This is a genomic window from bacterium, from assembly GCA_040755755.1.
Classification (GTDB): domain Bacteria; phylum SZUA-182; class SZUA-182; order DTGQ01; family DTGQ01; genus DTGQ01.
In genome coordinates, this window is record JBFLZW010000001.1 from 111,585 (window position 1) to 126,482 (window position 14,898).

General features: G+C 50.8%; 11 protein-coding genes. 6 read left to right on the forward strand and 5 right to left on the reverse strand.

Going from position 1 to position 14,898, the window contains the following annotated elements; genetic code table 11:
* Positions 1-6: 6 nt before the first annotated feature.
* The 4 genes from AB1611_00555 to AB1611_00570 all read right to left on the reverse strand — a co-directional run bounded on the left by AB1611_00555 (position 7) and on the right by AB1611_00570 (position 6,214).
* Positions 7-1,326 (reverse strand): hypothetical protein, encoded by a 1,320-nt coding sequence (locus AB1611_00555; protein MEW6378075.1) that lies wholly within the window; start codon positions 1,324-1,326, stop codon positions 7-9.
* Between the two features lie 21 nt (positions 1,327-1,347).
* A complete protein-coding gene (locus tag AB1611_00560; GenBank protein MEW6378076.1) occupies positions 1,348-2,583 on the reverse strand; it encodes a DUF935 family protein in 1,236 nt (411 codons plus the stop codon).
* Between the two features lie 18 nt (positions 2,584-2,601).
* Positions 2,602-4,137 (reverse strand): phage terminase large subunit, encoded by a 1,536-nt coding sequence (terL, locus tag AB1611_00565; protein MEW6378077.1) that lies wholly within the window; start codon positions 4,135-4,137, stop codon positions 2,602-2,604.
* 556 nt (positions 4,138-4,693) lie between these two features.
* Complete coding sequence (locus tag AB1611_00570; protein ID MEW6378078.1) at positions 4,694-6,214, reverse strand: radical SAM protein; 1,521 nt, start codon at positions 6,212-6,214, stop codon at positions 4,694-4,696.
* Between the two features lie 511 nt (positions 6,215-6,725).
* On the opposite strand from AB1611_00570, the gene AB1611_00575 reads away from it, so the two are divergent.
* The 6 genes from AB1611_00575 (at position 6,726) to AB1611_00600 (ending at position 14,264) form a co-directional block, all read left to right on the forward strand.
* Positions 6,726-7,280: a hypothetical protein gene (locus AB1611_00575; GenBank protein MEW6378079.1), complete on the forward strand. Its 555-nt coding sequence runs from the start codon at positions 6,726-6,728 to the stop codon at positions 7,278-7,280.
* Between the two features lie 299 nt (positions 7,281-7,579).
* A complete protein-coding gene (dusB, locus tag AB1611_00580) occupies positions 7,580-8,539 on the forward strand; it encodes a tRNA dihydrouridine synthase DusB (GenBank protein MEW6378080.1) in 960 nt (319 codons plus the stop codon).
* A gap of 126 nt (positions 8,540-8,665) precedes the next feature.
* On the forward strand, positions 8,666-8,872 hold the full coding sequence (locus AB1611_00585) for a hypothetical protein (protein ID MEW6378081.1): 207 nt from the start codon (positions 8,666-8,668) through the stop codon (positions 8,870-8,872).
* Complete coding sequence (locus tag AB1611_00590) at positions 8,862-9,269, forward strand: PIN domain-containing protein (protein ID MEW6378082.1); 408 nt, start codon at positions 8,862-8,864, stop codon at positions 9,267-9,269. Before AB1611_00585 ends, AB1611_00590 begins: the two co-directional genes overlap by 11 nt.
* Positions 9,270-9,533: 264 nt before the next feature.
* Positions 9,534-12,470 carry an excinuclease ABC subunit UvrA gene (uvrA, locus tag AB1611_00595; protein MEW6378083.1) on the forward strand — a complete coding sequence of 979 codons (2,937 nt, stop codon included), beginning with the start codon at positions 9,534-9,536 and terminating at the stop codon, positions 12,468-12,470.
* Positions 12,471-12,746: 276 nt separating this feature from the next.
* A complete protein-coding gene (locus tag AB1611_00600) occupies positions 12,747-14,264 on the forward strand; it encodes an AMP-binding protein (protein MEW6378084.1) in 1,518 nt (505 codons plus the stop codon).
* Between the two features lie 32 nt (positions 14,265-14,296).
* Here AB1611_00600 and cas4 read toward each other — a convergent pair whose 3' ends face one another.
* Positions 14,297-14,887, reverse strand: a complete 591-nt coding sequence (gene cas4, locus AB1611_00605) for a CRISPR-associated protein Cas4 (GenBank protein MEW6378085.1) — start codon at positions 14,885-14,887, stop codon at positions 14,297-14,299.
* Between the last annotated feature and the right edge of the window lie 11 nt (positions 14,888-14,898).

Below are 14,898 nucleotides of genomic sequence, written 5' to 3' on the forward strand. Positions count from 1 at the left end.
AATGAATTATCTGGCAAGGTGGATTTCCTGCTCATACTCTCTGACAAGATCAGGATTTTCCCGCTGAACCTCGCTGAAGGCGGCCATATAATCAAGTTTTGGATTCTCTTTCATCTTCCCGGCAACCAGATCGTTCAATTGCTGGCCTGCATTGCCGGAGGCGGCGATATTTTTAGCCCTGGTGGCAAATTCACCGAAATTGACTGTCCTGGGCAGCTCAGAAAGAAAGTTGCGAAACCACTGGTACGGAGTTTCTTTTTTGCCTTCGGCAAAGTTGAAATTCTGATCAGTCCCCAGACTCTCCATGAATTGAGCGAGACCCAGTTTTTCCCATGCTGGCAGGATGTGGCCAAACTGAATGCCAGTGGTGATAAACTCTCTGATTTCCTTCCTCCTGGCCGCTTCTCCATCCTTCCGCCGCTGCTCGGCAAAGTCTGCCGTGGCCTCTTTCCGGCCCTCTTCTCTGGCCTCCTCGATTTTCCTGGCTGTCTCATCACTGATTTGATTCAGCCGCTCGGTAAACTCTCCAATGCTTTTTTGCAGCTTTTCCTCGAATTCAGCCGTAATCCGCTCCCGCTGCTGATCGAGGAGAGCCTGCATCTGCTCCTCTGTGTAAGACATATTCTGACCCTCCTTATGTTGAGTAAAGTTTTCGTCCTCCCTCTGTTGAGTAGAGCTTTCGCTCAACGCCGGTGCAGCACCGGCATTTTCTCCTGTCGATGCGCTGCTGCCCTCCTCAGATGTTCCCCATCTCACCTGAGAGCCTTCACCATCTCCCGTGAGGAGAGAGCCTTCACTATTCTCCTCCCCCTTGAGGGGGGAGACTGGGTGGGGGTGATGGCCATTGTCATCCTCCTCACTGTTCTCTGCCCCAAGAGCATCGGAAAAAAGCATGCAGTGCTCACCTTCTCCGAACTTGAGGTCAGCCAGCCCCTTGACAGCGGGAGGCATGCCACCCAAAAACCCGACATGCCGAAGGCGGCCGTCGGGATAGAAACTGGCCGAGCGCTTTTTGTACAGGCCCTGCCTGACTGCCTGAGCAAACTCCGGCACCACATCCTTGAATTTGGCCATAAGTACATTAACTTTGCTTCCATCATTGAGCTTCCGGGTTACCTTCCTGAGAGCTTTCACCCAGCCAAAGGCCGGAGAGTTATCGTGAGGATGTCCAACCGTTATCGGCGGCTCATGGTATTCGGGATCGAAGAGCCGTATTGCCTTGTCAATCAGCTCATCCCCCTCATGCTCGGCACCCTGACTGTCGATTTGCTTTCCTCCGGCAAAGATTGGCACCCAGTCATCGAAACCTGAAAAATCCCTGTTCATTATCCTATCCTCCTTTCTTTTTCACTGGCCACTGTTTTTACTAACCACTTCCTCTCCCTCCAGTGGCTGCGGCAGGCCGTAAGTTTCATAAAAATACGATTTGGCTATCGGCAGGCCGATCTCGGTCACTAATGTCCTGTCAATCTGACTTCGATCTGCCAGGTCCGGCTTTTTACCGGCGTGGGTCACCAGGCGGGGGTAGCTGGTCACGCCCGGAAAGTTGTAATCAACAATCCAGGGTATCAGGACCTTATTCAGATATCCGTCGAGCAGGTCCGCATCAGCTTCGATGATATCCTGCCTCACTTCATCATGGATCTGCGAGGCGGCGTAAGAGCCCCTGCTGCCGACATCGGTGGTCAGGGTCTGGCCAAGTGCGGTTTTCGATATTTGCCGGTCGAAATACTCACAGGCTGCCAGATATGAGCCATCACCCTGCCGGGAGGCTTCCATCAACTCTATGGACATGGAGTCCGGAATAACGATCCCGGTCTCGGTTCTGATGGCATCGATGGCTTCAAGGAGTTTTGTCCGCTGCTCCCTGGCCTGGGCCGGGTACTTGCCGATGGGGGTTGGCATGCTGAATTTCTCCATAAAAATGACCCAGAATTTGATGCCATGCTTCTTGAACCAGACCGGCCACCAGAGCTTTTGCCCCAGGCCCTGGCCATACGGGTTGTCGCTGTCGCCGTACTGGAAGATGAGGAATTTACGGTCCGGAAGCGGATCTCCGTTGATCATCGAGGCTGGGGTCAGTAAGCGCGGCTCCCGCTCCAAAGTAAAGCAGAAACGCCTTGGATGCTTGCCAAGGAACCGGTCGATAACGATATTCCCGTTTTTCACTTTCCAGATGATTTCAGCGCCATAGTAGCCGTAGAGAATTGCCTGCAGGATTTCAAGCCGCAGTTGATCGAAGTTACAATCCATGAGCACGGATTCGACGAATTGGGCAATCTGCACATCGGGCAGGTCACGGCCCGACTTTGAGGCCCGGCGGTGATTTCCCGCCGGGACCACACTCCACTCCTTGCCGACTACGGCCAGATAGCGGGTCTGCAGCACGGAAAAAGCATGCGGATCGCGGACAACCTCATCGTAGAGCCTGATTCCCTTCCCTCTGGCTTCGGTAAGCAGCACCGGGTCCGGATTTTCCAGGCGGTTGATCCAGCCGCCGAAAACGTCAAGGTCTTTGCCGGTCGTGGCAATTTCCTTCTCAACTGTTTTTGGTATCTTTATCTCATTGAATTCAGTTGTCATGTGCCTGACTCCTTAAGTTCAATAGCAGTTCATTGCGGCCATATAGTCACACTTTCGGCCAGTGCTGTCGAAATCAAAACAGGCAGTGCGGGTGCGAAAATACTTGAGCGCCATGCTCAGCATGTCCGCCTGGTCCATGGTCGCCCCAAGCGGGAAGTGGCCGATTTCCTGCAAAAAATCAGACAGCCAGGGTGCTGAATCAGGCAGCCAGACATTGCCTGCCTCGATGGCCGGGCTCTCGATGGCCAGTCTGGTGATTTTGTCCGATTCAGGCGCGAATGGAATCAGAGGGAGCGCAGTTTCCAGCGGCAGATCCTGCAGCAGGGAAGAGCCGGTTGACTTATCCTCAATCAGAATGACCTGAGGATTGAATTTTTCAGCCAGGGCTTTGACCATCCGCTTGCCGAGAGGATAGGTCAGCCATTCCCGAAAGACATCGACAAGGTAATAGCCGGTCTTGGTTCTGACCCAGGTTCCGCAGACCCAGGGGCAGTTGAGCAGCTCATCCGCCTTCTGGGCCGTATCCCAGCATTGCAGTACCTCTATCCACTGATCCCGTGAAGGGATGGCCCGGTAAGTACGAAACCAGTCAAGCCGGACCAGGCCGCCTTTTGACGGAACAGGGTTTTGCTGCAATTGCCCGGCTGTGCCAAAGGTACCAAGCACTTTTTTCTGCTGATCAAGCCAGTCCCGGTCAAAGCGGGCCGGCCACAGCAATTCTCCCTCCACCTCACGCGGGTCCTGCACTCCCAGGCAGGTCACGCACCTTCTGTCCGGCTCAAACTCCATGGGAAAGCACAGATGCTCCCAGCCGCCGTCCTTGAGCACATGACCGGTCAGGTCATCCTCGTGAAGACGCTGCATAATGATGACAATGGCCGACTTTTTCGGATCATTGAGCCTGGTGAAAAGCTCCTGATCAAAGGTATCGAGGGTGTTCTGCCGTTCCGTATCGGAGAACATGGCTTTTTTGGCATTGTGAGGATCATCGATGATCAGAATATCCCCCCCCTCTCCGGTCACTCCCGAAGTCATGCCAAAGGCCACCCTGCAGCCGGTACGGTTATTCTCGTACCTCGTCTTCTGGTTCTGGTCCGTGGTGAACCGGAAGCGGTCTGCCCAGCCGGTTTTAAACCACTGGCTGTCGATGATCCGCCGTGACTTCAGGCAATCGCGGGTCGCCAGGGCATCCTTGTGCGATCCGGTCAAAAATCGCTTGGTCGGATCCTGCAGCCAGACCCAAACCGGCCACATGACTGAAACAATGGTCGATTTGGATGTCCGGTACGGGACATTAATCACCAGACGACGGATCTCACCTCTGGCCACAGCCTCAAGATGATTGCAGATCGAATCAATATGCCAGTTATCGACAAAGGAACGACCGGGCTCAACTACCGGCCATGCCGCCTCGATGAAGGAGCGAAGGGACTTTTCAGCCCCCTCGTACATTTCCCGCTCAGCAGCGGAAAGTCCGGTCTCCTGACCGCAGGCACCGTATGCTTCCTGAGCACCTTCCCGTACTGCATCCTGCACTTTTGTCCTCTTCTTCATTGCATTATCCTCCAGGTTGCTTTTCATGCTGGGGCTTGTATGCCCCGATGATAATTACCCAGATTACCCAGCGGCTGCAGCCCGAAAAACAAAAAAGCCCGGTAAAACCATCTCTGGTTTCGACCGGGCTTCAAGGTACGCTTTTTCAGAAAGCGTCTTTCAGTAACCGTTACTTATTGATTCAATTGAAGAACTGAACATCCCCTGCACTGCGTTATGAGGTGCGGAGGATGTCAATTTATTTTATTATTATGATATTTATAATTTGCACCCTAGTTTATTATTGGATCGATATGTTTAATTTTTATAACTATATTTTTAATATATCAAACATCAATCGAGATTTCAAGTATTATTTTTATCAAAATTGCCTAAAATTATTTTTCGGCCGTTGGGCGAGAAATCCTAAATTCAGGATCATTCCAGAGTTTTTCAAAATAATCATTATAATATTCAAATCCATTTGAATTAGCCCTAAATTCATAGCCCTCATCTTTCTGAAATCTCTCTATAAAAACCACAAAAAAGGAGGGAGGATATTTACCATGTCCGAAACTCACCTGATAAACTGGTTCAAATACCGTTTGAATCCTTCCTTGAAATAGCTTGGCATGACCTTGAATGTTCTCAGGTAGCTGCCATTCTGTGAAAGCCTGATTACCTGGAAATAGGTAAGTGGCTCACGGATGAACAGAGAGAACAATCGAGCCAGGGTAAAGGTAATTTTAAATCCGAAGGATTCAGGGTCTTTTTTATAGAGGTCCAGCACTTTGTGCATATGCTCTTTCCTGAGAAAAGTGGAGATTCTCAGCATATCGTTGAGGGTGCTTTTCTTGTATACCAGATAATCCTTCCTGAGAGAGCTTTCCATGCTCAGGGAATTCTGCTCTGCTTTTGTGTATAATTCGGTCCCCAGATACAGGCTCAGTGAAAAAAACTGGGTATAGAACGGCTTTGGGGTCTCCATAAGGGTTTGTATTGTTTCAAGCTGGTCTTCCTCTGTTTCAAATGGATTATCGAGAATAACATCGTAAAAAGCAGCTATCTGAAAATCCCTGATAAGACCCGCTGCCTTGAGGAAGTCTGCCTTTAATGACCTTCGCTGATAGATTTCCCTGCAAACCCGGTCGCTTCCGCTTTGCAGGCCAACACTGATCCAGGCAAGCCCGGCCCTTTTCAAGGATTCCATTTTATCCCGGGTGATATAGGTAGGAATGCTTCTCACGATAAAGGGCTTTTTCACCTTTTCCTGATACGCTTCACAAAATTCCCTGAGATATTCGCCGGTGCAGGCTAAAAAGCAATCGTCCTGGAAATTGATGTACTCGATCTCCGGGTTATTCTGCACAGCCCTCTCAAGCTCACTGATAACATTGCCGATGCTCCGCCGCCTGACCTTTTTGGACCCATAGAGCCGTGAGATAAAGTTGTTGCAGCAGTAAGTGCAGGAAAACGGGCATCCTCTGGAGCTCATGACACTATAGGTTGTCCCTGAATACCGGGCATGCTTCTGAAAAGAGCGTTTGCTGACCGGTGCTATGCCCTTATGGTCCTGAACATAGCAGTGAACCGGAATATGATCATAAAACGGGATTTCATCCAGATTTTCGATAAGCGGATACAAGGGGTTTTTCCTGAGCTGCCCATGAACTCTGAAGCAAAGGTTGTTGATGTTGGCCAGGCTTTCGTTTCTGTCAATGGCTCCGGCTGCATCCAGGATCGTTCTCTCGCCTTCTCCGATGCAGACGTAATCAGCGTAATCCAGACACATTTCCGGCGCAATAGTCGGATGTATGCCTCCCCAGATAATTGGAATTGATGGAAAACAGCTTTTCAGATAGGCAGTTAAGCAGCAGGCATTATCATACTCAACCGACATCAAGCTTATTCCGATCAATCCGGGCGAACGATCAGAAACAAATTCCCTGATCTGTTCAAGGGCTTTGGCATCATTCGGGTTAAAGGCTGGTAAACAAAGGAAGAGAGAATCGCAGGAGTTATTGAGTAAGGTATAGTGAAGATATTTCAGTCCGAGAATGTCCAAGTCCTTCTGTAATGAAATCAACAGGATGCTCATTTCTCTTATCCCTGTTTCCGGAAAAATAAGGCTTATTGACTATTTATTATAACTTTATCGGTGATAACACTACTATCCTAATTCATGTATCAGCCAATAGTCAAATATTCATAACTACTCAGGCACAAAGGGGCAAAAGGGCAAAGGCAGAGGTACAAATGTGCCTTTGTGCCTGAGTAGTTACCGCATTTCTTTTAATTTTGGCGTCATAGGGGTTATGAAATCTCTATATAATTTTAAGGAAAGGCATGCTGTTTCTATTACCTGTTAAGGTGATAATAAGTAGTATTACTCATAATTAGGAGAATAATTACTTTCTTCTAATATAGCCTTGTACTCATTTCACTGGTATCAATCTTGCCTTAATAAATCGGCAGACATACTCAAAAAATTAAACTAAGAAAAAGGAGATGAAAAGAGAAGAAAGAGCAAAAGCTAAGAGCATACTGAAAACATACATTGAAATCCTTTAGAAGAACTGCTTTGCGGGTTGGAAAGGGGAATTTCCAAAATGATGATCAAGAAGAGGCTCTCATGGTTATCTTTCACAGCGGTTACTGTATCATTCGCTCTATTCTTAATGTATTCACCCACACCCATAGCTCATGCACAAAACTGGGCAGCCTTACCACCTTATAATACCTTATGGCCTTTATGGTCGTCGGCTCTATCACCTCTCGATGCTGGCGGGGTGCCGGTCCCAATAGTAAGTGAATTAACCAAGTCTACTATCTTGCCTGTTGAACCCGGGTTAACTTGGAATCCATCACTAAACTACCCATGGCTTCTTTATAATACACCATTGGGTATGGCCTATTTTGATCCAATTGGTGGTGTCGATTTCTGGCCCCCTTCAAGCTTAATAAAATCAAACGGATCAATTAAGGTTTTAACCCTTCCAACAGACTACGCAGCATTGCCGGTGACCTCTTCAAGCTTTATAACAGATTTTCTTCCAGTGGCCAATCCAGCAGCCGTAGGGTTTTTAGCTGCTATTCCAGGAGCATTCCCAAACGGTATACTTCCTGTCTATTTAGGTGCCAGCGCCCTTCTTCCTATACTGTAATGCGATTGAAAAGGTGCGCGTGTTCCCCACGGGCGTAGGGATGAACCGCGCACCCATGCCGACAATGGGCCTTGCTCTGGGAGCGGGAATCCAGACAGCCCCTTAAAGATAGCCTTGACAGGGCACTAGATTATTGCTATAGAGAACATGCCGGGAACAAAGACAAGAGAATTTCCCCCGTTGAATAAAAACAGGAGAATTTTCCACTTTCCAGGATGGGAACATGGTATTGACATTGTCCCCTCAGGCTACGTGAGGATATCTCTTTATAAGATCATCTCTTTATAAGACCGCCACGTATGGACCGAAGCGATTTCAGGAAGTTACTCATTCAGGAAAAACTGGTTCTGCCTCCCCTGTGCGGCTACACGGATTATCCCTATCGAAGGATATTAGCCAGATTTGGAGGCATCATCCTTATTACGGAAATGGTCAAGGCCAGGGCTATCCTGGTCAATAATGAGCGAACCATGAAGATGCTGGTGCGCTCAGAGGAAGAGACCTGCACCGGGGCCCAATTGCTGGGCTCTGAGCCCGAGATTATGGCCAGGGCTGCGCTTGTCTGCCAGAACCTGGGCTTTTCCTTTGTGGATATCAATCTGGGGTGTCCGGCCAGAAAAGTGCTCTCCAAACAGGAGGGCGGAGCCCTGCTGAAAAACCCTGACCAGATCGGAAGGATTCTGGGAGCGGTTCGCCGGGCCATAAACATCCCTCTGACCATCAAGATGCGGCTGGGATTTCGGACGAACGAGTTGACTGCCCTGGTTGTGGCCAGGATGGCTGAAGAAAACGGGGTTGACGCTATCACGGTTCATGGCCGCAGCGTGGAGCAGGGGTATTCCGGTCCGGTGGACTGGCAGCGGATCAAAGAGATAGCCCAGTCTGTCAGCGTGCCGGTGATTGCCAATGGCGGCATAGGAACGGCATTTATGCCCAGAGAAATCCTCCAGCAAACCGGGGCAATGGCCGTCATGCCGGGCAGGGCCATTCTGGGCAATCCCTGGCTGATCGGCGAAATCCTGCATCAGTTGCATGGCCGGGAGATAGGCCAATCCCGGTCTATTGACAAAATTAAAGAAACCGCTCTGGATCATTTTGACAGTCTGGCCAGGTTTTATGATGAAAGATCGGCTTGCCTGAGCATGAGGAGATTTCTCTCTTTCTATTTTAAGGGCACACCCCGGATAGTGGAAATGCGAAGAAAACTGAGTACACTGAATAGCCGGTCGGACTTCATCCTACTGCTGGGACAGGGCTAGTCCCCCACCCCCCTGGCCTTTGCTGCCAACTTCCCCCACCCCCATCTTGACCCGCACGCATATTTGCCGTATCATAGTGGAATATGAAAGCTAGTAGTAAGACTTTGAGAAAAGGTGAGTAAAGAGATGAAAGCTATTGAGTTTAAAGCCAGAGTAGATAAAGGGGTCATTAAAATTCCTGACGAGTTCAGAAATAAAATTGACCATGAGGTAAGAGTTATTCTTTTGCTGGAAGAGGAAAAAAAGGAATATGTAGGCAAACCCCGGTTTACCGCAGTCAAAATAAAAACCAAAAGTTTCAAGTTTAACCGGGAAGAGGCCAATGAAAGATAAAGCTTTTATTGACACCAATGTTTTGATTTATTTATATTCGGAAGATGAAACTGAAAAACGGCAGGTTGCAGAAAACCTGGTGGACAATTCTCCACCGATAATCAGCATCCAGGTATTAAATGAAATCTCCAACGTGATGGTAAAGAAACTGAAACTCGCTCCCAAGGCCATTTCCAGGGTAATCGAGGAACTCTCCAGACATTGTATGGTAAGAGAAATAACTGTAGATACGATTCAATCAGCATTAAAGATTGCTGAAAAGTATAGATATTCTTATTATGACAGTCTGATTGTGGCAAGTGCTCTGGAGGATCAATGTAAGATTCTCTATTCCGAAGACATGCAGTCTGGGCAATATATCGAAGATCAGCTAAGAATTACTAATCCCTTTTTATAATAAACAGAACAGGGAGATCATGGAATATTATACTAAAATCTCTCATATATGGTAGCCATCACACTGTTTGGATCTGATGCCTTTAGCGAAGTGAAAATCCTATAGAGGGGATTTCCCGCAGAGACGCAGAGGCGCAGAGAAAATAATTTTGTCTTTTTTACCTCTGCGCCTCTGCGTCTCTGCGGGAGAAATATTAATGTGTTGTCTTACCAATATGAGCGACTAAAATTGACATAATTTTCCATTACCTTACTATATCGAAGTATGAAATTAAGCGATCATGATTATTCCTCCCTGGAGCTCAAGAGCCTGATCATTCAGGGGGCCAGGGAGCATAATCTCAAAAATATCGATCTTGAAATCCCCAAAAAGAAAATGGTGGTTTTCACCGGCGTGAGCGGTTCCGGAAAATCCTCGCTGGCGTTCGATACTATCTATGCCGAAGGACAGCGCCGCTATGTAGAATCGCTGTCCAGCTATGCCCGCCAGTTTCTGGGACAGATGGAAAAGCCCCACTACGACTATATCCGGGGGCTTTCGCCTACCATTGCCATCGAGCAAAAGGCAGCCAGTAAAAATCCCCGCTCGACCGTGGGCACGCTGACCGAAATCTATGACTACCTTCGGGTGTTCTTTGCCCGCCTGGGGGTACAGCACTGCTACCGCTGCGGACGTCCGATCGGCGCCCAATCGCCGGAGCAGATCGTGGCCGAGGTCCTGCGGCTTCCGCCAAAGACCAAAATCCTGCTGCTGGCACCCCTGGTGCGCCAGCGAAAAGGGGAATTCCGAGACCTTCTGACCGAGGTCCAGCGGGGCGGCTTTGTCCGGGTGCGAGTTGACGGCCAGGTGCTGGAGCTTTCTGAAATTCCCGGCCTGGATAAAAAGAAAAAGCACACCATCGAGGTAGTAGTGGATCGGCTGATCATCACCGATCAGGTCAAGGAGCGGCTGACCGATTCGGTCGAGACCGCCCTCCGGGTAGGCAAAGGGCAACTGGTGGTTTCCTGCCTGGCCGATGCCTCCCCCGACAGTGCATCCCGCAGCAGCAGTGCATCCTCATCACCAGGCGGCAGTCAGCAGCCAGCCTGCCAGGATATCCCCTTCAGCGAGCACCTGGCCTGTGACCTGTGCGGGCTCAGTTGTCCTGAGCTTTCGCCGCAGCTTTTCTCCTTCAACAGCCCCCTGGGCATGTGCCGGGAGTGCAACGGCCTTGGCACGCGGGCTGAAATCGACCCCAGCCTGATCGTGCCGGACCCGACCAAGTCCATTCATGAAGGTGCGCTCGAAGCCATCGGCTTTACCATGAAAAACCAGAAGGGCTGGTCGTATCAGATATTTTCCGCTATCGCCAGGGAACTTGGCATCGACCTTGATACTCCCTTTGGCCAGCTCAGCAGGGAGCATCAGCAGGCTATTCTCTATGGCTCAGGCGACCGGGAATTTGTGGTCAATTATACCGGCCAGAAGTTCGATCTTGATTACACTACCAAAAACGAGGGCATTATCCCGACCCTCCTTCGCCGTATGAAACAGACAACCTCAGAGAGTCAGAAGACCCGGTATGAACAGTACATGAGCGACATTCCCTGCACTGACTGCCAGGGAACGCGGCTTCGGCCCGAAGCCCGCAGCGTGCGGGTGGGAGGAAAGACCCTGCCCGAACTCACCTCCATGAGTATCGAGCATTTGTACGGCTTTTTCGATGCCCTTAAGGTCGAGGGCAGCAGCCGGGCACTGATTGCCGCTGAGCTGGTCAAGGAGCTGCAATCCCGGCTGCGGTTCCTGCTGAATGTGGGGCTTGGATATCTGTCCCTCAACAGGTCCGGCCCGTCGCTTTCGGGCGGCGAGTCCCAGCGGCTTCGCCTGGCCAGCCAGATGGGCACCGAGCTGACCGGCGTCCTCTATGTGCTCGATGAGCCGAGCATCGGGCTTCATCAGCGGGATAACCAGAAGCTCCTGAGAGCCCTTCTCCACCTCCGGGATATCGGCAATTCCCTGATCGTGGTCGAACATGACCGCGAGACGATCGAGGCCGCAGATCATGTGGTTGACTTTGGGCCGGGTGCTGGTGTGCATGGCGGAGAAGTTATTTTTTCCGGCCCTCCTGAAATGATGAAAAAGGACCTTAACTCTCTGACCGGCCAATATCTGTCTGGCCACAAGGAAATTCCGGTCCCCACAACCCGCAGGTCTCCCACAGGGTGGATCACCATCCAGGGGGCCAGTGAAAATAACCTCAAAGACATCGATGTCCCCATCCCCCTTGGGGTGCTCTGCTTTGTGACCGGCGTGTCCGGGGCAGGGAAAAGCAGCCTCATCCGCCAGATCCTCTATCCGGCTGCGGCTAACCGCCTGCACAATGCCCGGCTGGCTGTCGGCAGGCATCGAGGCATTCAGGGCTTCGAGCAGCTCGATAAAATCATCAATATTGACCAGCGGCCCATTGGCCGCACTCCCCGCTCCAATCCAGCCACCTACGTCAAGGTCTTTGACCTTATCCGGGAGGTGTTTTCCTGGCAGACCGAGGCCAGGGTCGCCGGATACGGCAAGGAAAGGTTCAGCTTCAATCTGAAGGGCGGGCGGTGCGAGGCATGTTCCGGCGACGGCATGGTCAGGGTGGAGATGCACTTTCTGCCCGATGTCTACGTACCCTGCGAGGTCTGCCACGGGAGCCGCTTTAACGAGGCAACGCTGCGCATCACCTACAAGGGAAAGAACATCGCCCAGGTCCTCGATATGACCGTGGAAGAGGCCATGTCACTGTTTTCCAACCACCCCAAAATCCTCCGCATCCTGCAAACCCTTTCCGATGTGGGACTTGAGTACATCAAGCTTGGCCAGCCCTCCACTACCCTGTCCGGCGGTGAGGCCCAGCGGATAAAGCTCTCCCGTGAGCTGGCCCGGATCGACACCGGAAGAACCCTCTACCTGCTCGACGAGCCGACAACAGGGCTGCATTTTGAGGATATCCGCAAGCTCCTTATCGTCCTCAACCGCCTGGTGGATGCAGGCAACAGCGTCCTGGTCATCGAGCACAACCTGGATACCATCAAGACCGCAGATTACATCCTCGATCTTGGCCCTGAAGGGGGAGACCAGGGCGGCAGGCTGGTGGCTGCCGGAACGCCGGAGGAGGTCTGCCGCGTTCCTGAATCACCGACAGGTCAGGTGCTGCGGGAATTGGTTGGGAGTGGTTGGTGATTAGGGGTCAGTGGTCAGTGGTCAGTAAAAAATACGGAGTACCCCTCATTCCCGCGAAAGCGGGAATCCAGTGGTTTCTTCTAAATAGCCTAAACCCAACATTCAGGACACCATTGGACCTGGCGGCTCATGGGTCAAATGTTGGGTTTACTCCAAGATGGGAAACATCTGTGCCCTGGGGCCAAATTTACCAGCCTTGATTTCTGCCTTAGCTTATGATAAATTAAATGAAGGATAAATTATTTACGGATATCAAGAAAAAGTTAAGGGTCAAAAATGCTTTTACACCAGCAATTTGTATCCGTGGCCAAAAAATATCCAGGCAAACTCTCCATCATTGACCGTACTACGGGGAAGCAGCTTACTTTCTCCAGTGCTCTTGTGGCGTCCCTCATCCTGGCTGATAAATTCCGGGAATATGAACCCGGTTATCTCGGCATCATGATTCCGACCTCTGCGGGTTGTGCCCTGGCTATTTTGGCTGCTTTAATGAGCGGCAGGATTCCGGTCATGATCAACTATTCAACCGGAGCTGCCTATAATGCCGAATTTGCCCGGAAAAAATGCGGCTTCAAGACCATCATCACTTCAAGAACCCTGGTGGAGAAGATACATTGCCGCCTGGTCAGGGGAATGGTCTTCATCGAGGATATCATGAAGAGCATTTCCACGGCAGACAAATTCAAGGCAGCGCTCAAGTCAAGATTACCGCTGCCGCTTCTTCTCAAAGCCATCCATCGAGGGGATGAAGACGACAATCTCGTCATCCTGTTCACCAGCGGCAGTGAAAAAGAGCCGAAAGCCGTCCAGTTGACTCACCGGAATATCGTCTCGAATGTCGAAGGTCTGACCGAAATGTTCGGGTTTTCGGCAAAGGACCGTATGCTGGCCAATCTGCCCTATTTCCATGTGTTTGGTCAGACAGCCAACCTCTGGCTGCCCGTCTATCACGGAATGACGATTATCGCTTATTCCAACCCGCTCGACTATAAGACCATCTGCACCATTGTTCGTGAGGAAAAACCGACCTTAATGGCCGGAACCCCATTTTTTTTCAAAGGCTATCTTCACAAGTCGGAACCGGGTGATTTTCAGAGCATCCGCATCGCCCTGACTGGTGCTGATCGATGCCCGGAGGCGCTGCGCAGGGGATTTATGGATAAACACCGGATACCGCTGCTCGACGCCTATGGAACCACGGAGACATCACCGGCCATTTCCGCCAACACCCCAGAGTTCAACCGGCCCGGCAGTGTCGGCAGGATTCTTCCGAATATACAGGTGAGAATTGAAAATTACGAGACCGGCCGGGAATGCGCTGCCGGTGAAGTTGGCAGGATCCTGGTCAGGGGCGCTTCCGTGATGAAGGGATATCTTCATGATTTTGAAGAGACTTCACTGCACCTTCGGAATGGCTGGTACGATACCGGCGATATGGGATTTATGGACGTGGAAGGTTATCTCTGGCATGTCGGCAGGTTGAGGCGATTCGTTAAAATCGGAGGCGAAATGGTCTCGCTGGTTCGCGTGGAAACCATTCTGGAAAGGCTGCTTCCGGAAAATGTTTCCTGCTGTGTGGTTGAGATCCCCGATGCCCTGAAAGGGACCAGAATAGTGGCTGCGGTTACCCGGAAAGTCGATGAAAAGCGCATCCTGGAACAGATGGCAGAGCTGCTTCCCAACCTTGCCCTTCCAAAGCAGTTTGTGGTTATCGAGGACCTTCCCGGTCTTGAAAGCGTCAAGACAGACTTTCAGGCTGTTTCCGAGATGGTGCGCGCCAGATTGGGGAAGTGAGAAGGGGGAGAGTGTTCCTCCTGCTTCTTTTCCTACCAGACATCGGCGCAAAAGTTTTGGTATGTACATCCGGTACATTGGCCCCGGTTTTTCGTCTGACCGGGCAGCCGCTCTTTCTGCAGCATTTCCCGGATAGAAGATACGAGTTTCAGCACTTCTTCCTTGAGCTCTCCGGTAACGTGAAAGACCTCAACATCCTGGAGCGCAAGCAGATAGACAAACCCTTGGCTGACCTGTACCCCGGAGATATCTTCCAGCAGCAGAGCGTAAGCTGTCAGCGGGTAAAGAGAGCTTTTCGATGGTTTGGGGGCAGTGGTATCACTGAATTCGACGGGAAACAGCCCTTCGCTGGACTTGACGATCATATCCGGCTGTCCGCTCAACCCCAGTCTCGATGATGTCAGGGCAGGCTGAAACACCCGTTCTCCTTCATCCAGGTGGTATTTTCCCAGCTTGCGCCGATGTTCGAGCTTTTCAAGGATGATCTGGTAACACCGGGAGCGTTCCTGGTATTCTGGCGCAGGTTCAGCTTCCGGCCACTGAAGGGATAAAAAATAGGTAAAGAACACTATCCGCGGACAGTTAATATACTGCTTGATATCGGTAACCGTAAGATTTATCACTGTCGGCAGCC